This is a genomic window from Thermanaerothrix daxensis, assembly GCF_001306145.1.
GTDB classification, from domain to species: Bacteria; Chloroflexota; Anaerolineae; order Anaerolineales; family Anaerolineaceae; genus Thermanaerothrix; species Thermanaerothrix daxensis.
In genome coordinates this window covers 1047446-1069693 of the sequence record NZ_LGKO01000002.1, presented here as the reverse complement: position 1 = coordinate 1069693, position 22248 = coordinate 1047446, and the positions used below count along the sequence as shown (strand labels likewise).

General features: G+C 52.0%; 22 protein-coding genes and 1 tRNA gene. 18 read left to right on the top strand and 5 right to left on the bottom strand.

All coding sequences use genetic code 11. The annotated features are described in order from the left end of the window. Positions 1–134: 134 nt before the first annotated feature. From efp to SE15_RS05240, 3 genes are read left to right on the top strand one after another with little or no spacing between them, the layout of a single operon-like run. Positions 135–698 carry an elongation factor P gene (gene efp / locus SE15_RS05250; RefSeq protein WP_054521035.1) on the top strand — a complete coding sequence of 188 codons (564 nt, stop codon included), beginning with the start codon at positions 135–137 and terminating at the stop codon, positions 696–698. A 28-nt stretch (positions 699–726) separates the two neighbouring features. Next, the gene (locus SE15_RS05245; protein WP_054521034.1) at positions 727–1059 is read left to right on the top strand and encodes a hypothetical protein; all 333 of its coding nucleotides are present in this window, start codon (positions 727–729) and stop codon (positions 1057–1059) included. Next, positions 1059–2279: a DinB family protein gene (locus SE15_RS05240; protein ID WP_054521033.1), complete on the top strand. Its 1221-nt coding sequence runs from the start codon at positions 1059–1061 to the stop codon at positions 2277–2279. Before SE15_RS05245 ends, SE15_RS05240 begins: the two co-directional genes overlap by 1 nt. On the opposite strand, the gene SE15_RS05235 is transcribed toward SE15_RS05240, so the two are convergent. Continuing rightward, entirely contained in the window at positions 2276–3202 is a 927-nt protein-coding gene (locus SE15_RS05235; protein ID WP_054521032.1) for a protein kinase family protein, read from the bottom strand. The two genes, SE15_RS05240 and SE15_RS05235, sit on opposite strands and share 4 nt — an antisense overlap. Before the next feature lie 184 nt (positions 3203–3386). Here SE15_RS05235 and ftsH point away from each other — a divergent pair, with 184 nt between their 5' ends. Further along, complete coding sequence (ftsH, locus tag SE15_RS05230) at positions 3387–5246, top strand: ATP-dependent zinc metalloprotease FtsH (protein ID WP_054521031.1); 1860 nt, start codon at positions 3387–3389, stop codon at positions 5244–5246. Positions 5247–5295: 49 nt separating this feature from the next. On the opposite strand, the gene SE15_RS05225 is transcribed toward ftsH, so the two are convergent. Further along, positions 5296–5727, bottom strand: coding sequence for a hypothetical protein (locus SE15_RS05225; protein WP_054521030.1), 432 nt, complete (start codon positions 5725–5727; stop codon positions 5296–5298). Positions 5728–5899: 172 nt separating this feature from the next. Between SE15_RS05225 and SE15_RS05220 the strand changes: the two genes are divergently transcribed. The 7 genes from SE15_RS05220 to prfB all read left to right on the top strand — a co-directional run bounded on the left by SE15_RS05220 (position 5900) and on the right by prfB (position 12154). After that, positions 5900–5984: transfer RNA gene (locus SE15_RS05220), tRNA-Leu, on the top strand. A gap of 36 nt (positions 5985–6020) precedes the next feature. Then, positions 6021–7517, top strand: a complete 1497-nt coding sequence (tig, locus tag SE15_RS05215; RefSeq protein WP_054521029.1) for a trigger factor — start codon at positions 6021–6023, stop codon at positions 7515–7517. A gap of 19 nt (positions 7518–7536) precedes the next feature. Continuing rightward, the gene (locus tag SE15_RS05210; protein ID WP_054521028.1) at positions 7537–8142 is read left to right on the top strand and encodes an ATP-dependent Clp protease proteolytic subunit; all 606 of its coding nucleotides are present in this window, start codon (positions 7537–7539) and stop codon (positions 8140–8142) included. A gap of 85 nt (positions 8143–8227) precedes the next feature. Continuing rightward, positions 8228–9025, top strand: a complete 798-nt coding sequence (locus SE15_RS05205; RefSeq protein WP_054521027.1) for an HAD-IIA family hydrolase — start codon at positions 8228–8230, stop codon at positions 9023–9025. Beyond that, positions 9022–10095 carry a 23S rRNA (adenine(2503)-C(2))-methyltransferase RlmN gene (rlmN, locus tag SE15_RS05200; protein WP_152965539.1) on the top strand — a complete coding sequence of 358 codons (1074 nt, stop codon included), beginning with the start codon at positions 9022–9024 and terminating at the stop codon, positions 10093–10095. Before SE15_RS05205 ends, rlmN begins: the two co-directional genes overlap by 4 nt. An 18-nt stretch (positions 10096–10113) precedes the next feature. Further along, a complete protein-coding gene (gene ftsY / locus SE15_RS05195; protein ID WP_054521025.1) occupies positions 10114–11025 on the top strand; it encodes a signal recognition particle-docking protein FtsY in 912 nt (303 codons plus the stop codon). Between the two features lie 15 nt (positions 11026–11040). Further along, positions 11041–12154 (top strand): peptide chain release factor 2 gene (gene prfB / locus SE15_RS05190; RefSeq protein WP_152965538.1). Its coding sequence is split into 2 segments (ribosomal slippage): positions 11041–11106 and positions 11108–12154, totalling 1113 coding nucleotides; the frame shifts between segments, so codons are not numbered across the junction. A 31-nt stretch (positions 12155–12185) separates the two neighbouring features. On the opposite strand, the gene pfkA is transcribed toward prfB, so the two are convergent. After that, a complete protein-coding gene (gene pfkA / locus SE15_RS05185) occupies positions 12186–13154 on the bottom strand; it encodes a 6-phosphofructokinase (protein ID WP_054521023.1) in 969 nt (322 codons plus the stop codon). Positions 13155–13448: 294 nt separating this feature from the next. Between pfkA and SE15_RS05180 the strand changes: the two genes are divergently transcribed. The 5 genes from SE15_RS05180 (at position 13449) to SE15_RS05160 (ending at position 18974) form a co-directional block, all read left to right on the top strand. After that, a complete protein-coding gene (locus SE15_RS05180; RefSeq protein ID WP_054521022.1) occupies positions 13449–15644 on the top strand; it encodes a RelA/SpoT family protein in 2196 nt (731 codons plus the stop codon). Positions 15645–15668: 24 nt separating this feature from the next. After that, positions 15669–16919 carry a molybdopterin molybdotransferase MoeA gene (locus SE15_RS05175; protein WP_054521021.1) on the top strand — a complete coding sequence of 417 codons (1251 nt, stop codon included), beginning with the start codon at positions 15669–15671 and terminating at the stop codon, positions 16917–16919. 10 nt (positions 16920–16929) lie between these two features. Further along, positions 16930–17349: a vitamin K epoxide reductase family protein gene (locus SE15_RS05170; protein ID WP_054521020.1), complete on the top strand. Its 420-nt coding sequence runs from the start codon at positions 16930–16932 to the stop codon at positions 17347–17349. 28 nt (positions 17350–17377) lie between these two features. Beyond that, positions 17378–17608 carry a hypothetical protein gene (locus SE15_RS14470; RefSeq protein ID WP_054521019.1) on the top strand — a complete coding sequence of 77 codons (231 nt, stop codon included), beginning with the start codon at positions 17378–17380 and terminating at the stop codon, positions 17606–17608. A gap of 97 nt (positions 17609–17705) precedes the next feature. Then, on the top strand, positions 17706–18974 hold the full coding sequence (locus SE15_RS05160; protein ID WP_054521018.1) for an MFS transporter: 1269 nt from the start codon (positions 17706–17708) through the stop codon (positions 18972–18974). On the opposite strand, the gene SE15_RS05155 is transcribed toward SE15_RS05160, so the two are convergent. Together SE15_RS05155 and SE15_RS14325 are read right to left on the bottom strand one after the other, a co-directional pair. Further along, a complete protein-coding gene (locus tag SE15_RS05155; RefSeq protein ID WP_054521017.1) occupies positions 18966–20327 on the bottom strand; it encodes a TolB family protein in 1362 nt (453 codons plus the stop codon). The two genes, SE15_RS05160 and SE15_RS05155, sit on opposite strands and share 9 nt — an antisense overlap. Positions 20328–20531: 204 nt before the next feature. Then, complete coding sequence (locus tag SE15_RS14325) at positions 20532–21269, bottom strand: LysM peptidoglycan-binding domain-containing protein (protein WP_054521016.1); 738 nt, start codon at positions 21267–21269, stop codon at positions 20532–20534. Positions 21270–21483: 214 nt separating this feature from the next. On the opposite strand from SE15_RS14325, the gene SE15_RS05145 reads away from it, so the two are divergent. Beyond that, positions 21484–21819, top strand: a complete 336-nt coding sequence (locus SE15_RS05145) for an STAS domain-containing protein (protein WP_054521015.1) — start codon at positions 21484–21486, stop codon at positions 21817–21819. 19 nt (positions 21820–21838) lie between these two features. Then, positions 21839–22246: an ATP-binding protein gene (locus SE15_RS05140; protein WP_160316666.1), complete on the top strand. Its 408-nt coding sequence runs from the start codon at positions 21839–21841 to the stop codon at positions 22244–22246. Positions 22247–22248 lie beyond the last annotated feature (2 nt).

Here is a 22248-nt window from a genome sequence, read left to right as displayed (position 1 = left end):
ACTTCGATTTTCCCCCTCGAGAGAACGAGGGGGAAAATTTTTAACATTACCGTAGTCCGACTTGTCAAGCCCTATTCCATGCGCTATAATCCGCCCTGAAAAGTTAGCCACCAGAAATAAAGGGAGTTTTCATCATGATTGACGTAAGTGATCTTCGCAAAGGTGTGACCTTCGAACTCGACGGGAATCTTTATAAAGTCCTGGAATACCACCATCACAAACCAGGTCGCGGGAATGCCATCATTCGCATTAAAGCCCGCAATCTCCGTTCGGGAGCCACTATCGAGAAAACGTTCGTTTCCGGGGAACGTGTGCAAGACGTCCGTCTGGACTATCATACAGCGCAATATCTCTACAACGATGGGGACACTTACTACTTCATGGACACAGAAACTTTTGAGCAATACCCCATCCGGGCCGAAATTCTAGGTGAATCTGCTGGCTTTCTGAAAGAAAACTTGGAAGTAAAACTCACCTTCTACAACAACGAGCCTTTAGATATTGAACTTCCCACCACCGTAGATCTTAAAGTCATCCAGGCAGATATAGCTGTGAAAGGCGATACAGCAACCGGCGTCACAAAAACGGTAACGGTGGAAACCGGTATGCAGATCCAGGTGCCCGCGTTCGTAGAGACGGGTGACATCATCCGAGTGGACACCCGCACTGGCGAATATGTAACACGCGTCCAGGCGTGAGAAGATATCGGTAAACCAGTAAATTGCCATGCGCACCCCAGCCGGGGCTGAGTGCCCTTTCTTCTACGGAAATTACTACCGCGGTCGTAACCAGGAAGAATGCCGTCTGATCAGCCCAGCCGCACCCCCCAATAACTGGGCACCTACCCTGTGCCGTACATGCCCGGTCCCTCGTATTACCCAGGCTAATGCCTGTGAGCATATGGTCCTACGTGCCTGGGTAGAACGCCAATGGCTGGGGTTGCGCAAACGGGTACGCGTCAGCGCCTTCTGTCAGAAGGTTCACCAGGAAGTAGCCCACCCTGAAGTTGGCTGCGGTGAATGTCATCCAATCCCCTTTTCTATTTCTGAACACGGCTAATGACACTGACCCTTCTTATTGATCTTGATGACACGCTCTTAATCAACAACGCCGAACTGTTTCAGGAAGCCTATCTCAGGTCTTTGGCTGAACATCTGAGGCATTTTGTTGCACCGGAGAAGTTAATCGGGCAACTTTTGACGGCGACACGGGCTATGTATCAAAAGAAAACCCCGCAGGGAAGCCTAAAGGCCACCTTTGATGCGCATTTTTACCCTGGATTGGGAATTCCTCAAGCCCGCCTTCAACAGCCCATAGATGATTTTTACGCCAATGTCTTTCCCTCTTTGCGTACTTACACACAGCCTCGTCCAGAAGCGGTTGACCTTGTGGAAAAGGCTCTAGCCCGAGGCCATCGTGTCGTCGTGGCTACTAACCCACTTTTTCCACGTAAAGCCATTCTAGAACGCTTACGGTGGGCTTTGCTCCCACCTGAAAAGTATCCATTTACTCTAATACCCGACTACGAAACTTTCCACTTTTGTAAACCGCATCCAGCCTTCATGGCCGAGATTTTAGCCACACTGCGGTGGCCCGAAGGAGCCGCGGTCATGATAGGAAACAGCGCCGAAGAAGATATTCTCCCGGCCGAAGCGCTTGGGCTTCCAACCTACTGGGTCATTGCATCTCCCCACCCCAATGGAATACAACAACACCCCCTCAGCCGTCAGGGTCCCTTCACAGGCGTCCTGGATTGGTTGGATGAGGTAGAAAAAGCCGGAAAGAGCCTTGAGATCAAAACACCAGCCGCCATTATGGCCGCTCTCGCGGCCACACCAGCCGCCATTGAGAATCTGACTCGCTCTCTACCTCCATCCCAATGGACACAACGCCCCGCGCCTCAAGAATGGGCAGTTAATGAGGTCATCTGTCACTTACGTGATGTTGACGCTGAAGTCAATTTACCTCGCCTGGATCTTCTGCTGAACGACGAAAATCCTTTCATCCCCGGAATTGACACCGACAATTGGGCTACAACGCGCAACTACCACCTCCAGGACGGGCGTGAAGCCCTGGAAACCTTCACGACCTCGCGTACTAAAATTCTCGAGCGACTTGAAACCCTTTCTCCCACCGATTGGCAACGACCGGCACGTCACGCCATTTTCGGCCCCACTACCCTACAAGAAATTATGGAGTTCGTGGTGACTCACGATCGCACCCACATTCGTCAAATCGGTGCCACAATAGATCAAATACAGTGGCACAGTCCATCTTAACTCCGTTCTGCATCACCACCTGAACTGGCACCTGAAACCGGAGTTGGGGCTTCGACGCGAAAAACATCCAGAATGCGACGCACAATTTCATAAACCACGTTCTGCTTAAAACCGGAAATCCACGCCAGCACATAGATAACAAAGGCTGAACGAATATTAAGCCCGGGTTCAACTCCTGCGGTCAAGGAGAAGAAACCTGCCTGAATGACAAGGAAAACAAATCCTCCGAGCATAATCCCCAAGACAGGATTGGTGAGATACCACAAAGCAAATTGGGGGTCAAAATCCTGTTCTTTGGCAATGTGTTTCCATAACGCGTAAAGCGCTCCCACTACGCCACCCAATCCGCCCCAAATCAGGCTACTTAATAGATGTATCAGGTTTACCTCAGCGATGGGACTGGCGCTTCGAATGGCCTCGTAAGTCGGTGCCAGGTTAATTTGCACCAACCCCCAAGCAAACACCCCGAACCATAAGACCTCGTAAAGAAACAACGGAAACCCGACCCTTTGGGAAGCCCTTCTCATCCTTTCCATGAAGGCAAGATGGTACTCCACTTCGCTCAACAGGCGCTCAGCCTCTTCGTAATACTCAGATCCCTGGCTAACCAGATTCTGGGCCTTTTCCAGCAGATCGAGAAAGGCCATTGCCTTCTGGGGGTTGTTGAGGCTAGATTGAATGCTCTTCCGGGCTTTATCCACACGGTCCATGAAGACCCCGGGGTACACTTCATCCCAGTCGCCACTCCTTTTCGGTTCTTTTTCTTCAGAACCCTCATTTATAGCCACTGGCCAGTTACCACTAGGGGATGGAGAGTTGGCCGATTTATCAGTAATATCATCTAGTGAAACATCTGGCTGGATAATATCTGGGGTATCTTCTTCAACTTCTACCCCTTGCGATTCCACACCTTCTTCAAGCATTTTCTCTCTCCTCACCCGGGATATTTTGAGTATATATAACCCCATGTGACTTGTCAAAGTATCTACAATAGCCAAAAACCGGTTTTGCAATTCCTGGTATCCTGATGCCGAGATTGGTATAATTCCACCAGAACACATCCAATGCAAATGAACCTTACAGGTTTAAGAACTGACGGAGGTCAGTGTGAATTCACGTAACCAATCCTACATCATTTACCTGCTGCTGTTTGTAGCTATCATTGTCATGGTGGTCTACAATTTCAGCCAGCGGGGAACTACTTCTGAGGTTTCTATCAATCAGTTAGCCGAAGATATTAAGCAGGGTCGTGTTAGCAAGATTGAGGAGAATGAGAATCGTCTACGGGTTGTATACAAAGACCTGACAGAGGCAATCTCTACAAAAGAGGCAGATGCCACGCTGGTTGAGCAATTGCTCCACCTGGGCGTAACTCAGGAGCAACTACATCCGAATAACATCAGCATTATCATCAAGCCACCAAGCCCCTGGTTGGGAGTCATTACAGCCCTTGGGTACATTCTCCCCTTCCTCATCCTGATCGGGGCGTTCTTCTTCATCTTTCGTCAAGCCCAGGGCACTAACAATGCTGCCATGTCCTTTGGCAAATCCCGAGCACGCATGTTCACGGGCGATCATCCCACGGTCACATTCGCAGATGTAGCAGGCGTGGATGAGGCGAAGGAGGAGTTGAAAGAGGTAGTTGAATTCCTACGTGAACCTCAAAAGTTCATCGCGCTGGGGGCTCGAATTCCTAAAGGCGTGCTCCTGGTAGGGCCCCCTGGTACCGGGAAAACCCTTTTAGCCAAAGCCGTCTCTGGTGAAGCCGGTGTCCCCTTTTTCTCGATTTCCGGCTCTGAATTTGTGGAAATGTTCGTCGGTGTGGGTGCAAGCCGAGTGCGTGACCTATTTGACCAAGCCAAACGTCATTCGCCCTGCATTGTCTTCGTAGATGAGATTGACGCTGTGGGGCGCCAACGTGGCGCAGGACTCGGTGGCAGTCATGACGAGCGCGAGCAAACGCTTAACCAGTTGTTGGTCGAGATGGATGGCTTCGACACTGACACCAACATCATCATCATGGCAGCCACAAACCGCCCCGACATCCTTGATCCTGCTCTCTTGCGCCCCGGACGCTTCGATCGCCGGGTGGTGCTTGATCGGCCTGATGTGCGCGGGCGAGAGGCCATTTTGCGTGTCCATGTCAAGGGAAAACCTCTGGACAGCGACGTGGACCTCTCCATCTTGGCACGTGCCACCCCTGGATTCGTAGGTGCTGATCTGGAGAACCTCGTCAATGAAGCCGCTATTCTAGCCGCACGGCGCAATCGGAAAAGCATTTCGATGGCCGAATTTGAGGAAGCCATTGAGCGCGTAATTGCCGGGCCAGAACGCAAGAGCCGCCTGATCAGTCAGGAAGAGAAACGAATCATCGCCTATCACGAGGCGGGGCATGCCGTGGTCATGAACGCCCTGCCTGAAGCCGACCCGGTACAGAAGGTATCTATTATTGCCCGTGGAATGGCCGCTGGTTATACACTCTCGCTACCGCAAGAGGATCGCACCCTGATGCCTCGGAAAAAACTGATCGCTGAGATGGTCGGCCTGCTAGGTGGACGGGCAGCCGAGGAGCTGGTGTTTGACGATATCACATCCGGGGCTGGCAATGACCTGGAACGGGTTACCCAACTGGCACGGACTATGGTAACGCGTCTGGGCATGAGTGAAGAACTTGGGCCAATGGTGTACGGGCAGAAAGAGGAACTCATCTTCCTTGGCCGTGAAATTGCTGAACAGCGCGACTATTCCGAAGCCGTAGCCGAGCAAATAGACCGTGAGGTACGCCGCTTGGTAAATGAGGCTTACCAGAAGGCACGCCAATTACTTATCCAGTACCGCGATAAACTAGATGCGGTTGCCCAGCGCCTGCTAGAAGTTGAGACTCTTTCACGGGAAGAGTTTGAAGCCATCTTCCCCCCGCCAGTACCCAAACACAGCGGTATCCCCAGCATGGTCTCCAACAACTAGCCTTCTCAATAGGATTTTGAAGAGCGCCTGCCTTGGGCAGGCGCTCTTTTTATTGCTGAATTGCTCGAGACTTCGCCCGCAATTTCTCCCAAGCCCCTTTCCAGGGTTCTCCCAGGCGATGCCGTACTGGGAGTTGCACATGACCGATCCGGGAAGCCACCTCACCAACCAGACGCGCAATCCCTTCCCAGTCTTCCTCAGCAAGCGCCTCTCGCAAACGATGGCTCAACACCTGCGTCCACTCCCAATCCAATCGAAAGCGATCAGCCTTGAGCCAATACCCCCGTTTTTCCCAGGCTTTGACCGTTTCATCAATATTTTGAGCAATTTCTTCCATCGCCAGTACCAGGAAAGCCACCAAATCCCGCGTTTGCGCGTTGATTGTTCCCTGCTGCATCAATTCACGTACGGCCAAGGCCAATGACCGTACCAAGGTTTGACGCTGTTTTCCTACGCCATCTGTCTGAATAACCCGACTCAATGATCCTCCAAGCAAGTTAAAATTGTCAATTGGCTCAGATTATAGCCATTATTTTCTAAAAGAGAAGGTAACCCAAAACAGTCTTTTACCAGTCCTTAGGGCCATAGGCATAGCCTCCGAAAGCAGGGGTCATTGACGCCTGGAGTAGTATTGCTTATAATTTCGCCAGCCAGGGGAAGTGCTGGAACTGGCAGACAGGCGTGACTTAGGATCACGTGCCGCGAGGCGTGCGGGTTCGAGTCCCGCCTTCCCCACCAAATCGAAAAAATCACTATACGAAAGGATAATCATAGGTGGTGAACATCATCGAGAAAACGCAACGCGACGACCATCAGGTCTATATTGTGGCCGAGTTTGAACCTGAGGTTTGGGAAGACTACAAGCGTAAAGCTACCAAACGATTAGGCGAAAGGGTGCGCATTCCTGGTTTCCGGCCGGGTAAAGCCCCCCTCGAGATGGTGCGTCGGACCGTGGGAAACGAGGCCATCGAAGAACTGGCGATTGAGATGTTGATTGATGATAAATACGGGGATGTCCTGATGACCGCTGAAGTCACCCCTGGAGCACCAGGACGTTTAGACAGCATCCTGAGCCGAGAGCCTTTACGCTTGGCTTTTGTGGTACCCCTAGAACCTGTTGTGGAACTGGGTGATTATCATAACATTCGCATTGAATCCCAAGCCGCAACAGTCTCAGAAGAAGAGATCGAAGAGTACATTCAAAATATCTTACTCGCCAATGCGGTGGCAGAACCAGTCGAACGACCGGCCCAGGATGGTGACGTGGTGTACGTTAAATACCAGTGGGCCATTCTGGAAGGTGAAGAAACGCCCTCGACTTTTTCTGAGCCCGAAGCATCAGAGTATCTGATTGGCAGAAAACCTGAAACGGAACGACCTTTCCCGGGCTTCTCAACGTACTTGATTGGACTCGCCGCGGATCAGGAGACCTCCTTTGTCCACGAATTTCCAGAAAATTGGGAGGATGAGAACCTGCGGGGTAAAAAGGTGATGTACCGGGTCATGGTGCAAAGCGTTAAAAAGTTGAATGTCCCCGAACTCACAGATGAGTTTATTCAATCTGTGTTTCCAGACCTAAACTCTGTGGATGATCTTCGCAAACGTGTTCGTACAGTCCTTGAAGCCAGTCATCGCGCCGAAGCCGACAATGAATTGGCCGAGCAAATGCTGAATCGCATTCGCGAGCAGGCCACTTTCAAGTACCCACCCCAACTCGTTGACGAAGAAATCTCGCGCCAACTCGCGCGTTGGGAGTCGGAACTTCGCAATTACGGGCTCAATCTCGAATCCTACCTGCGCATCACTAATAAGGATCCACAAACCTTTATCAATGAAACCGTCCGTCCGGCTGCCATTCAGAGCCTTGAGCGTCGTCTCCTGGTAGATAAACTCATCCAACAGGAAAATATTCAACTCTCCCAAGAGGCTTACCAACGGGCTGTTGAGAGTCTCGTTGGAGATATTTCGCGCTTGCCCAAACGCGAACAAAAACGACTGGGCAACCGCATTTCCATAGAACTGGAACGCCGCCTCAGCAACGAAATGGTCGGTGAACTGATCGAGCGTCTCAAGGCCATTGCTAGCGGGCAATTCGAAAAGAGCGAAGCCCAGGCATCCGGTGAAGGGACGTTGACCCCGGAATCTTCCGTTGGTGAAACCCAGACAGATACCTCTCCCGCTCCCGAAACCGAGGGTGCTACAGGAACTGACAAACCCGAGACAGATGCGGTAGAATCTAGTTCAGATGTGAGAAAAAAGTCAGAGTCTTGAAGAAAGAGAAGGGAGTCTTATGAGTTTGAACAATTTTGACCTCATCATCCCGATGGTGATCGAGTCTTCTGCTCGGGGTGAGCGTGCTTACGATATTTATTCGCTTCTGCTCAAAGAGCGAATCATCTTCGTCGGCACCCCCATTGATGATCAGGTGGCCAACTTAATTGTTGCCCAATTGCTTTACCTGAGTCGTGAGGATCCTGAAAAGGGCATTCAAATGTACATCAATTCCCCAGGAGGGCAGATTTACGCAGGCCTGGCCATTTATGACACCATGAAGATGATCCCCAACAAAATTAGCACCGTTGCAGTTGGCGTTACCGCCTCTTTCGGTACGGTTCTGCTAGCCGCCGGTACTAAGGGACAACGCTATGCTTTGCCACATGCCACAATTCATATGCATCAACCTTTGGGAGGTGCCCAAGGTCAGGCTTCAGATATTGAAATCCAGGCTCGCGAGATTTTGCGCCTCAAAGCGCAACTTAATCAAATCCTGGCAGAATGCACTGGCCAGCCTCTGGAAGTCATCGAACGCGATACAGAGCGAGATTTTTACCTCGACGCCTACCAGGCAGTGGAATATGGGATTGTGGATCAGGTGTTGACGCCTCCTGAGAAGTGATTAACACCACTGCCATAATTTTTCTGAGGTCACCCCGCGAGCCGGATAGCTGTTGCTGTCCGGCTTGCTGTCTCGGAGAATCGCTATGATCAAAACACTTCATCCTCCTGTTCGAGCCTTAATTCTGGACATGGATGGCGTCCTCTGGCGAGGTGATCAGCCCATCGGCGATCTGCCACGCATCTTTGAGGCTTTCAAAGCCCAGGGGTTACGAGTTGCACTGGCCACTAACAATGCCACACGCACCGCTGATCAATATTGCCAAAAACTCAAGGGCTTTGGAGTTGCCTTTGACGCTGAGAGGATCGTCACCTCGGCTGAAGCCACGGCTTACTTCTTGCACGAGCAGTTTCCCCAAGGGGGACCGGTTTTTTTGGTAGGGGAAGAGGGACTGCGCCATGCCTTGGCCCAATACGGATTTTATCCGGTCGAAGATGACCGGGTCATCGCGGTTGTGGCCGGCTTGGATCGGCAACTTACCTATGATAAATTACGTAAAGCCACATTGTTGATCCGCCAAGGTGTGCCTTTTGTTGGCACGAATCCCGATCGCACCTACCCAAGCCCGGAAGGATTAGTGCCTGGTGCCGGCACTGTACTGGCAGCGCTTGAAGCCGCCAGTGATGTTAAACCAGTTATTGTGGGGAAACCTTTTCCCACCCTATTTCGGGTGGCGTTGGAACGGCTCAATGCCACCCCAGCCGAGACCCTGGTGGTGGGCGATCGCCTGGATACCGACATACTCGGTGGACAACAAGCAGGAATGCGAACAGCCCTGGTACTCAGTGGGGTTAGTACGTTCGAAGAAGCCAAGCGCTGGTCACCCCCGCCTGATCTCATTGCTCCCACCCTGGCACATCTGATTGGGTTAGAAACCGAATGATGACACAGGTAACCCCTTCATCTCAAAAGGTCTTCATCCTCGATCTCTCTTTCCCCGAATTGGAGCAAATCGTCCAGACTTGGGGCGAACCGGCTTATCGTGCCGAACAGATCTGGCGAGGATTATATCAACAACTGTGGAATGTGCCTTCCCATTTCAGTACTCTGCCCAAAACCCTACGGCAGAGACTTGAGGAGGAATTCACATTTAGCCACCTAACGCCAATGACTTCATTACGCTCGAGCGATGGCAACACCATCAAAACCCTCTTTCGCCTTCCTGATGACCTGGCCATTGAAGCGGTGCTTATGCGCTACGAACGTCGCAACACCCTCTGCATTTCCACCCAAGTTGGCTGCGCCATGGGGTGCGTCTTCTGCGCCACCGGGCAAATGGGCTTCAAGCGCCACCTCTCCCCTGGAGAGATAGTGGAACAGGTACTATATTATGCACGCCTTCTTCGCCAGGAAGGCGAAGAGGTAACTAATATTGTGGTCATGGGCATGGGAGAACCCTTCCACAACTATGAGGCCACCATGAAAGCCATTGATACCCTTAATCATCCCCTGGGCATGAATCTTGGGGCCAGGCGGTTCACCATCTCAACAGTTGGATTGGTGCCTGCCATTCGGCGTTTTGCGGCCGAAAAACGTCAGGTCAACCTGGCCATCAGCTTGCATGCCACCCGAGACGACCTGCGCAGCAGCCTGCTTCCCATCAACCGCAAATACCCCATTCATGAGGTGCTGGCAGCCTGCCGGGATTATGTTGCCCAAACTGGGCGCCGCATCACGTTCGAATGGGCCTTGATCCAAGGGGTGAATGATTCGGTAGAAACGGCGCGTGAATTAGCCGCGCTCCTTAAGGGACTTCTTTGTCACGTGAATGTGATCCCTCTTAATCCCACCCGCCGTTACTCCGGCACGGGAAGTACCCGCGAACGCGCCAACGCGTTCAAAGCTGAATTAGAGCGCCATGGCATCCCATGCACTGTACGCATCCGTCGAGGTATAGATATACAAGCCGGCTGTGGACAACTTGCCACCCTGCATAATCCTCAATCTCAATAATGATATAATCTACGCGCTATGATTGACTTAATCAACAAATGGAAACAAGGACTGGAACGCACACGTAAAGCTACCTTCGGCCGCCTGGCTGCCATGCTGGGCGTTAGCGAAATAGATACCGATACGTGGGAAGATCTAGAGGCTCTACTCCTTCAGGCTGATCTGGGAGTAGAAACGAGCCAGCAGATTATCGAGTCTCTGCGCCAGCGTGTGCATCAACAAGGGCTGACCCGAACCAGCGAACTGCAACAAGCGCTAAAAGAAGAATTATTGAAGCGCCTGGACGAACCCCCGCCAATAAATCTCGAGATGCACCAGCCCGCGGTCATTCTCATTGTAGGTGTCAATGGCTCCGGCAAAACCACAACCATTGCCAAACTGGCCTATTGGTTCAAACGTCAAAACAAAAAAGTACTATTAGTGGCTGCAGATACCTTCCGTGCGGCGGCAGTAGATCAACTCCAGGTATGGGCAGAACGCCTAGATCTTCCCATTGTGGCAGGTCAACCCAATGCAGACCCAGGAGCAGTAGCTTATGATGGCATCCAAGCCGCCCTTGCGCGTAAAGCAGACGTGGCTCTGGTGGACACCGCAGGACGGTTGCACACCCGTTATAATCTCATGGAAGAATTAAAGAAGGTGCATCGCGTGGTTGGTAAAGCCCTTCCCGGCGCCCCTCACGCCGTCTGGCTAGTTTTGGATGCAACTACCGGACAAAATGCCCTTCAACAAGCCCGCGCTTTTAAAGACGCGGTCAACGTCAATGGGATTATTCTGGCCAAATTAGATTCTTCTGCCCGCGGCGGTATGGCTTTTGCCATCCAACGCACTCTTGGAATCCCAATACTCTTTGTGGGCTTGGGTGAGAAACCTGAAGATCTTGAGATTTTCAACCCCGAAGCATTTGTTCAAGGCATCTTAGAAGGCTAATTAGCGGAGGTAGCTATGCAGGACCTGATTGAACGGTTAGAAGAAATCAAGCACCGAATCCACGATCTACAGGTGCATCTTTGACCTGGATAAAAAACGCCTTGACCTGGAGAACCTGCAAAAGACCAGCGAAGATCCTACCCTATGGGATGATCCGGTACGCGCTCAACGCGTAATGAAACAACTGGCCGAGGTCAAAGAAGAAATCGAATCATGGGATCGGCTGGTCACACGCGTTCAGGATTTGCTCGACCTGGCTCTGTTAGAGGATGAATCACTACGCTCTGAAATCGAAGCAGAGATTGAGGAACTACAAAAAGAACTTGAACAACGCGAATTGAATACCCTCCTTGCGGGACCTTATGACCGCGGTAACGCCATTCTGGCCATTCACGCTGGCGCGGGAGGGGTGGATGCCCAGGATTGGGCTGCTATGCTTCAACGCATGTACCTGCGCTGGGCAGAGCGCCATGGATATGACGTAGAGATTCTCGACTACTCCGAAGGTGAAGAGGCTGGCATCAAGAGTGTGACCATGGCAATCAGCGGACGCAATGCCTATGGCTACTTGAAAGCCGAGAAAGGCGTCCACCGCCTGGTACGACTCTCCCCCTTTGATGCTGCGCACCGTCGCCACACCTCATTTGCTCAGGTGGAGGTGCTTCCCGAAACTGGCTCAGATAGCGAAGATATTGTCATCAATCCGAATGATCTGCGCATTGATATCTTCCGTTCGTCCAGCGCAGGCGGACAAAATGTCCAGAAGAATGCCACGGCCGTACGAATCACCCACCTGCCAACTGGGATCGTCGTGAGTTGCCAAAATGAGCGCTCTCAGTTGCAGAACCGCGAAAATGCAATGCGCGTGCTTCGCGCTCGTCTGGCCGCTCTCAAGCAGGAGGAACAGGAACGCAAACTGGCCGAATTACGCGGCGAATACAAAAAAGCCGAATGGGGCAATCAGATTCGGTCCTACGTCCTGCACCCCTACCAGATGGTCAAAGACCATCGCACCAATTACGAGGTGGGTAATACTCAAGCAGTCCTGGATGGCGACATAGATGGTTTCATTGAAGCCTATCTACGCCAAAATGCCCGCCCTCAACACATCTTGACCCCCTCGACGTAAAAATGGGCGCCTCGGTGGGCGCCCATTTCAATCAATCCAGCACCTTGGCTAGTTCGAATAGCCGCAAATCCAGCGGTTTCTTAGTGTTGACCACCTGCTCTAACGGGGTCGTGGTCACTTCCCCGCGAATAAAACCAACCAGGACGCCTGTCTCTCCCCGTTCAATAGCCTCGGTTGCGCCTGCACCTAGCCGGCTGGCCAAAATGCGATCATAAGCGCTAGGATTACCCCCACGTTGCACATGCCCCAAGATTGTGACTCGTAAATCAAATCCTAATCGCTCATGATGTTGCTTGAAATATTCCGCCAAACCTTCAGCATTGTAACGAGCACCCTCCGCAACAACCACCAGTGCATGTGCCTTGCCCCGTTCGTAGGCTCGGATCAGGCGCTGAGCAATTTCTTCGGGATCAACTTCTACTTCAGGGATCACCACAGCCTCTGCACCACCGGCAATGGCGGACATCAACGCCAGGTAGCCGCAATCTCGGCCCATCACTTCAACCAGAAATGCGCGCTGGTGGGAAGAAGCCGTCGTTTTAAGCCGATCAATGGCCTCCAGGGCAATATTTAGAGCAGTATCCACTCCAATTGTGATGTCCGAACCATAGAGATCATTATCAATGGTGGAGGCCACCCCCACTACCGGAAATCCCAGATTATGCAAGGCGTAGGAACCAGTCTGGGAACCATTCCCGCCAATGACCACCAGGGCTTCGATCCCATGCTGGTTAAGAGTGCGAATTGCCTTGAGTTGGCCCGCCTTGGTCTTAAATTCCAGGGAGCGAGCACTTCCCAGGATAGTCCCCCCACGCTGAATAATCCCCCCCACATCTCGCGCTGAAAGGGGAATAATTTTCCCATCAATGAGGCCCTGATATCCCAATTGAACCCCATATACCTCCCAACCGCGATAAATGCCGGTACGTACCACAGCTCGAATCGCCGCATTCATCCCGGGAGCGTCTCCACCACTGGTTAGAACTGCAATTCGTTTCACGAATCCCTCCGCGTTATGATCAATGAAATGCTGATGAGCAACGGCAATGATTTTAACATAAGAGCGCTTGACTCACTATAAGAAAATCCACTCTGGTCTGGACAAACCCACGCCCCCCCTGTACATCAAGCCTTTCACGACGTAATGCCCTCTTGCTTTTCGCATTGTAGAAGGAGTATACTATCACGCAGACCGCACAGGTCTGATATAGAGGTAACCAACTGAGATATTAATCACCAGGAACAGGCGATTAAAGGTATGATAGGTCGGACGATTGGTACAGAAGAGTTGGGCATGAAAATTGAATCGCTGATGGAACGCCTGCCGCAAAGTTACACGTTAGTGGAACGTGAACTCATCATGCGGGCTTATCGTTTTGCAGAAGAGGCCCATCGCGGTCAAAAACGTGCTTCGGGCGAGCCGTACATCACGCACTGCGTAGAAGTGGCTGCTATCCTGGCTGAACTTCAAGTGCCACCAGTCATGATAATGGCTGCCTTGCTCCATGATACCGTCGAGGATACCCACATCACTCTGGATGACTTGCGGAGAGAGTTTGGCGACGAGGTCGCTCATTTGGTGGACGGGGTGACCAAACTCTCGAATCTGCCTCGCATCTCAGCAGATGAAAAGCCCACCCGTGAGGGTGAGAACCCTGCAGAAATTAGTACATATCCCCGCCCCAAACGCGCCGATCTGACAAATGAAACCCTGCGGAAAGTCTTCCTGGCGATGGGGGATGACATCCGCATTGTGTTGATTAAACTAGCAGATCGGTTGCATAACATGCGCACTCTGGGGTATCTCCCAGAGGAAGAACGGCGGCGCATCGCTCAACAGACCCTGGATATCTTTGCACCACTGGCTAACCGCTTGGGAATCTGGCAAATTAAGTGGGAATTGGAAGACCTTGCATTCCGCTACGTCAATCCCGAAAAGTACCGCGAGATTGCCGAAAAACTGGCGGAGCGACGCGAAGACCGTGAACGTGAAATCCAGCAGATTATTGCCCGCCTTAAGAAAGTCCTGGAAGAAAATGGCATCAAAGCCGAGGTCACTGGGCGTCCCAAGCATATCTATTCTATTTACCGCAAGATGGTAGATCGCGGAAAAACCTTTGACATGGTGCGCGACCTGCGGGGGGTGCGCCTGTTAGTCGAAGACAAGGCCACTTGTTACGCTGCCCTCGGGGTCATCCATGGACACTGGCGTCCCATTCCTCAAGAATTCGATGATTACATCGCGGCTCCCAAAGACAATTTCTACCAATCCCTTCACACGGCAGTCATTTATGACGATGGCAAACCGCTTGAAGTTCAGATTCGCACCTACGAAATGCACCAAAATGCGGAATATGGTATTGCCGCTCACTGGCGATACAAGGAACGCAGTCCTCGCGATGAACTTTATGAACAGCGGATTAACTGGCTGCGCAAAACGCTCAGCGAGTGGCGCCAGGAAGTCATGGATGCCCAGGAGTTCGTAGATGGGCTAAAGAGTGATATTTTTCAGGATCGGGTGTATGTATTTACTCCCCGGGGGGATATTGTAGATCTGCCGGCCGGGTCCACACCGATTGACTTTGCCTACTACATCCATACTGAAATCGGTCACCGCTGCCGGGGCGCTAAAGTCAATGGGAAACTGGTTTCGCTGGATTACACCCTAAAGACGGGAGATCAGGTTGAAATTTTGACGGCTAAACAAGGGGGGCCCAGCCGCGATTGGCTCAATCCCGCGTTAGGTCTGGTGAAGACTCAGCGTGCCATTTCAAAGATTCGTGCCTGGTTCAAGCACCAGGATCGTGAGCAAAATGTCCACCAGGGCCGAGCCATGCTTGAAAAGGAGCTCACTCGCCTGGGTATTAAGGATGTGGATATTGAAAAACTAGCCCAATCCTTTGAATTTCGCAGTGCAGACGATTTGTATGTAGCCATCGGGTGTGGGGATATCCCCCTCGGGCGAGTGATCAACCGCATCAGCGATATCTCACCCAAAAAGGACCCCTTACTGGTCCAGGCGCCCGCCCGTGAGCCCAAACCCACAGAGGGGGGAGCCGAGATCTCGGTATTAGGGGTTAAAGGCCTGTTAATCAATTTTGCCCGTTGTTGCAAGCCACTGCCCGGTGACGAGATTATGGGCTATATTACGCGTGGGCGTGGAGTAACCATACACCGTCGCGATTGCCCAAACTTTTTACGCATTCAAGAAAGAGAACGCATCGTAAAAGTTACCTGGGGTGAAACTCAGCGTACCTACCCGGTGACCATTGAAATTAAAGCCTACGATCGCCAAGGCTTATTGAGCGATATCTCCAAAATCTTCGGGGACGAAAAAGCCAACGTGCTTAACCTCAGCACGCGTGTCACTCATAACCTGGCTTCGATTCGGGCGATTATTGAGATTAAAGACATTGTGCACCTCAGCCGGGTGCTTAACCGAATTGAGAACCTACCCAATATCATGGAAGCCCGGCGCTTGATTGAATAATTTCCTCAGCGGAGGCATATCGCATTGGCGCCTTTGTTATCGGTAGATGAAGTCCTTGAGCGAATACTTGCTCAATTCGAGCCGCTCCCCCCTCAAACGATTCCTGTTGATTTAGCCTTGCGGCGTGTTCTGGCCAAGCCCATTACAGCCCCGCTTGATTTGCCCCCTTTTTCCAACAGTAGTGTAGATGGCTTTGCGGTCAGGTCAGCAGATGTCAGCACAGCCTCACCAGAGCACCCTGTTGAACTACCTGTCGTAGCCGACATCCCGGCCGGTGTTTCTCCTCACATGCCCCTCCCTGCAAATTGTGCGGCTCGGATTATGACCGGTGCTCCCTTACCTGAAAATGCTGATGCCGTCGTGCCGGTGGAGCACACGGATCTTTCTTTCCAAAGCGCCGCCTCTCAACCCCCAACCACTGTTCGCGTGCTCATTCCCGTAAGACCGGGGGAGAATGTACGCCCTGCCGGACAGGATCTTGCCAAAGGTCAACCTGTGTTCGCCAGTGGTCATCGTTTGCGCCCCCAGGACCTCGGATTGCTGGCTGCCTTGGGGATATCCGAGATAGAGGTACATGACCAACCGCGCATTGCCCTATTTTCCTCAGGGGATGAACTCCTTCCTCCTAGCTCTCCGCTGACTCCGGGTAAGATCTACGACTCCAATCGTCTCATGTTAAGGGCTCTGATTGACCAGGCTGGAGGCAAAGCGCTGGACTTGGGCATCGTGCCAGACGCACTGGATGCCATTCGCACCGCTTTGGATACCGCAGTGGAAGGAAGAGCCGATTTGATCCTTTCCTCTGGAGGTGTCAGTGTAGGGACTTACGATCACGTGCGAGGGCTCATGGAGCAGGAAGGGATCGTGCACCTTTGGCGTGTTAATGTCCGACCGGGCAAACCGCTCCTGTTTGGGAAGTACCACGGAGTACCTGTGTTGGGTTTACCGGGCAATCCCGTCTCTGCTTTTGTGGGCTTTCTGGTATTCATTCGCCCGGCAATCTACCGACTGGCTGGGCTCCCGTCCTCACCAACTCCAACAGTTAAAGCCATCCTTGAGCATGCGGTTGAATCAGACGGTCGCGAAAGTTATTTGCGGGCCATTGTGCGCCATGAAACCGGCAAACGTTTGGTCCGTCTAGCCGGACATCAAGGATCTGGAAACCTCTATGGTCTTGTACAAGCCAACGCTTTACTGATTGTCCCGGCTGGGGTAAAATCTCTCGCCAAAGGGAGCGAGGTGGATATATGGCCTCTGGAAAACTTCTCCGAATAACGAGGCAATCTTGAACCGCTCACGGCTCTTCATTCTCATCCTTGGTTTGGTGGGGCTGGTTGATTCTCTCTACCTGACCTGGATTAAAATCAGCCACACAGAAGCCCTTTGCCTGCCCGGGATCGGAAATTGTGATATTGTCAACAACAGCCGCTATTCAGAAATCATGGGCGTTCCCATCGCCCTTTTGGGTGCGGCGGCCTACCTGGTGATTCTAGCGCTGCTTCTGGTTGAACAATGGAAGCCACACTGGCAGGAAAACACAAGCCTGCTCCTTTTTGGGATAACTTTTGCCGGCACAGGGTATTCAGCCTACTTGACTTACCTGGAATTTGCGATTATAAAAGCGATTTGCCCGTTCTGCCTGCTTTCGGCGATTGTCATGGGGCTTTTATTCGTAATTGCCATCGTTCGACTGGCAAAGGCATGAGGGCAACATTAAAGAGGAGGAAAAATACATGCCCAAAATTCGTTGCCATTACATTGATTGTGCATTCCTGGATGAAGGGTACTGTAGCGCGGCTCTCATCGAACTCGATCCCGATTCAGGATGCATGACCTACTCTCCCACCGCCGAAACCCCGGCTGAAGAGGAATGGGAAGAGGAAGAAGTTGAAGAATGGGAGGATCTGGAAGAGCTGGAAGAAGAGGAAGAAGAGTGGCTGGACGACGAGGAAGAAGAGTTCTAAGCCGCTCCGGGAAACTCACAGGTAGATAAATTTCCTCCCCTCCAAAGCCCCGGGACTTGTGCCGGGGTTTTTGGTATATAACCTTAAGTGCGCCAACATGGACACTGAAATCCGCAGGCATTTTCGCTTTAATTTTTGGGTTAATCTGCTGGACGGGGGGTTTTTCGGTTTCGCCCTCGGCTTTGCATCCTTTTCCACAGTACTCCCACTCTACGTCGCCACCATGAGCGATTCGGCCGTCCTGGTTGGCTTGATCCCCGCCATACATATTGTAGGATGGCAACTACCTCAACTCTTCACTGCACAAAGGGTGCAAGCCCTAAACCGCTTTAAACCCTGGGTGCTGTCCATGACCATCCATGAGCGCATCCCTTTTCTGTTTCTCGGTCTAATTGCTTGGCTCAGCCCTACCCTGGAGAAGACCACCGCCTTATGGCTCACTTTCGTATTGCTGACCTGGCAAGGCTTGGGAGGAGGACTGACTGCCAACGCCTGGCAGAATATGATTGGCAAAATCATTCCTTCTGAGTACCGTGCCACTTTCTTCGGAGTGCAGTCCGCGGGCGCCAATTTGTTGGGAAGCGCCGGAGCTGCGTTGGCCGGCTTGATATTAGAACGGCTGGCGTTTCCCGGCAATTTCGCTCTATGCTTTCTTCTGGCTTCGCTGATGATGGGGCTTTCCTTTCTCTTTATCAGCCTGACTCGTGAGCCAGAACACCAGGTTGAGACCAGGGTTGGAGACTCCAAAGCCTTTTGGGCGGAGGTACGCATTATCCTCACACAGGATAAACCCTTCACTTGGTACTTGGTTGGAAGAATCATTTTTCAATTTTCGATGATGGCATTTGCTTTTTACACGGTGTATGCCGTCCAGGAACGTGGAATGGGAAAATTTGAAGCCGGTATCATGACCAGCGTTCTGTTTATCACTCAGGTGATCGCTAATCCTCTTTTGGGTTGGCTGGCTGACCGCTGGAAGCGCCAACCGGTGCTTGAATTCGGTGCTTTTGCCGTCGTCTTGAGCGCCTTGCTGGCATGGCTCGCCCCTGCCCTGAACTGGTTTTATTTGGTCATGATCTTAACCGGCATCGCCAACACTGTTTTCTGGGCTATTGGTTTAGCCATTACCCTGGAATTCGGGCCAGAATCTCAGCGCCCCACCTATGTCGGCCTGGCCAACACCCTGATCGCACCAGCGGCGGCTTTATCCCCGCTGGTCGGTGGGTGGTTGGCCGATCAATGGGGTTATCCGGCCACATTCGCTGCCTCTGCGTTTCTCGGGCTAATTGCCCTGGGGGTGCTTCATTTCTTCGTTCGCTCGCCAGAACGCGAGCATTCTGCATCTACAACCCCAACCTCAGGGTAACCACTCCGGAAAAGCCCCATCTGTTGCTATCACCTGGTTCTGCTGCCTATCACGCCACCAGATCACTACCTGGGGCACCGCATCCGAGGAAGTCAGATCATAACGCTGATACACCAAACCACGCCCGGCCGGTTCCCACTGGTAAGCCGCTATGGTGAAAAGCGCCTCTGTGGCTATAGGAATTGCGCCTTCGCCAGTATCTAGAGACCCTGTCGGGACCATCCAAAGTTGCTTACCCACCGGACCATTTAGATCGCGTTTTCCGAAAACAACCCACTGGCCATCCGGAGCTTCAGCAGGCGTGCTTACATCCCAGGTCTCCCCAGTCGCCGAAAAGAGAGGGCGGGTAGTTTGCGTCACCAGGTCAGCCTGATAGGCCGCATGATATGGTAAGAGATCACCCATCTGCTCTACTACAAAATACAAATGCTGACTATCCCAGGACCAACGAGGAGATTGGCTTACGCTGGTCGGGATGAAAGCATTGACCCGATTTTCTCGCCCAATGATACGAATTCCCCGCTCCACCTCATCGTAAATTGCCAGGTAATTCCCATCAGGTGACCAAGTGGGCAAAGTTGGTATCATGTCGGCAACATTCACCAATTGAGTTGCCCGTCCCCCAATAAAATCGTAGCTCCACAGTGCGTAATTAATCTGCCCTCCCTGGTCGGCTCCAGAGCGCACAAAAGTGATCCACCTGCCATCAGGTGTCCAGGCAGGTTGGTAACAGCGCTCTTTACCACAAGCCACCAGGAGACGCTGTTTCTGGCCGTTGCGCTTTACCACCCCTAAGTCAATACCCCCTTGATTATTACGAACGCTAAAAGCAATGGATTCCCCATCGGGTGAAGCCGCAAATTCCACCACGCGTCCAGATGTGTCGGTTAAGCGCTGGGGAGTACGGCCTTCCATGGCAACGCTATAGACCTCAGGGGCCTGATTGGGGTTGCCCAAGTAGAGAAGGAGCGGCTCCCGCACCCAAAATGTGAAATGCAGCGTTTTGTCTACGCGAGTGCCATCTGCATAACTCCACCCCGCTCTCAATTCCAGTGTATAAGTTCGGCCGGGTTCAAAACCGGCGACCGGCCAGAACCACAATTCTCTTCCCCGCCACTCAAAACGCCCCGGAGTAGCGGGCTCCATGTGCCAGGCCGATTCCACGCTCAGAGTATTAACCACCCCCGAAAATTCCAGTACGATAGGTCCCTTCTGCCCAATCTCTCCCTCTTCAGATAGGCGAAGTTGCGGCACCGCCTTGGACCGAGACCCACTCACAAAAAACCAGACTACACCCCCCACCACCAACAGAACGGCCAGAAAGACCCTGGCTCGACGATTGAGAAACAGCACGTTCAACCTCTTTTCCGCAACACCCATGCAAGTCAATCACTTCAGACGATAGGAGCACAAACAAGCGTTAAACAGCCCAAGTGCTCTCCACATTTTTAAACCACACCAGGGTGCACCCCGCACAGTGGAGAAGTTCAGAATGCCGGAGGTCCCACGGCAACAATCGATAATTTCAACTCAAGAAACCCCGATAATTCCCCATGCTCATGGAGTGGCTGTAGCCGTTACGGTGAGGGTCGGAACCGCCGTTCCGACAGGGGTGCTGGTTGGTGCGCGAGTGGGTGTCGGGGTAACAATATTTACCGGAATGATGAGCTTTTGCCCTATGAAAATCTTGTTCTTATCCTCAAGTTTGTTCTCCCGCATGATGGCATCTACGGTGCTATTAAATCGCGCGGCAATAAGGTCGAGGGTATCGTTAGCAACCACATAGTACTCAATGCGGGTGCCCCGTGGTAGGTTTGTAGGCAAAGGCGTCGCTGTGGGTAGGGACTGACCTGGGATCGGAATAAGAATCTTGTCCCCCACTCGTATTGGACACTGATCCAATGGGAAATTATTGATCGCTAAAAGGACCAGTAGATCCACATTATATTTGATCGCTAAATCGTAACAAGTGTCCCCCTCTTGGACAGTGTACTCAAATGGTGCATTCGGCGTGGGGGTCTCAGTAGGAAGTGGTGTTTCGGTAACTGTTGGTGTATTGGAAGGCGTGGGAGTGGGCTGCGTAGGGGTTGGTGTCAAGGTTGCCGTAGCAGAGGGGGTTGGTGAAGCAAAGAGCGCTGCAAGACCGCCTCGATTAGGTCCTGTTAGCGAAACAATTATAATGATCACCCCTACAACCACCAGAACGATAGCCAGCCCCCAAATGATAAAAGGCATCATCTGCTGACGCCGGCGATATGCCTCAATTACATTTTGGGGAGATTGCTTTCCAGCCATGGTTATATCCTTTTCTCTCCATAGAGTGAGTCGGTTGCTTCTTCAAAAACCCAAGTAGATCACTTACCCTTGTCAAGGGTTGTGATAATTCTACCAAAAATACACGGGCACAAGTTGTTCTTATTTTCCATCTCCAAAGTAATTGCTTTGTCCAAAAATGGCTCATGATATAATCCTTGAAGGAATTCACTCAGAGGTTTCCGGAGGCCCTAATATGGAAATTGAACATACTGCCTATAAGCGTTGCGACCTCATCAAGGTAAAAGGGCGATTGGACAGCGCAAGTGTACCCGAATTTGAGGAGCGGCTCAAACAAATTACCAACTCCGGGCGTTACCGCATTGTGATTGACCTGGAAGACCTGCAATTCATCTCCAGCGCAGGGCTAAGAGCGTTGATCAGCACTCAGAAAGTTTGCCGCCGTTACAATCGTGGCGAGGTTGTGCTGGCAAATGTTCCGGAAAACATAAAAGCTGCTCTTGACCTTGCGGGTTTTACCACCCTGTTCAAAATTTTTCCCGACGTGGTCTCGGCCGTGGCGAATGTTTGAAACGTATGTTGATGCGCTGATGCCCAAATATACATTCCCAGGGCAATATGAAAGTCTTGCCCAAATCGCTGCCCTGATCCGCCAGGCCACACAAGAACTGGGACTCAGTTCCCTGGATGCCTACACCGTTGAGATGGCTGTTGACGAGGCCTGCACCAATATCATTGAACATGCCTATGGCGGAGAAGGGCTTGGTGAGATCGAATTGGAGTATAAAATTGAAGCCGATTCCCTCATCATCATACTCCGCGACCATGGTAAACCTTTTAACCCCAAGAAGGTACGCCCCCCCAGGCGAGATGTCCCTCTCAAACGGCGCCGTAACCGCGGTTTGGGGCTTTATTTTATCCACCAGTGGATGGATGAAGTTCGCTTCGATTTCAGCGAAGGCACCAACACGCTGACCATGGTTAAGCGCAAGAGATAGGA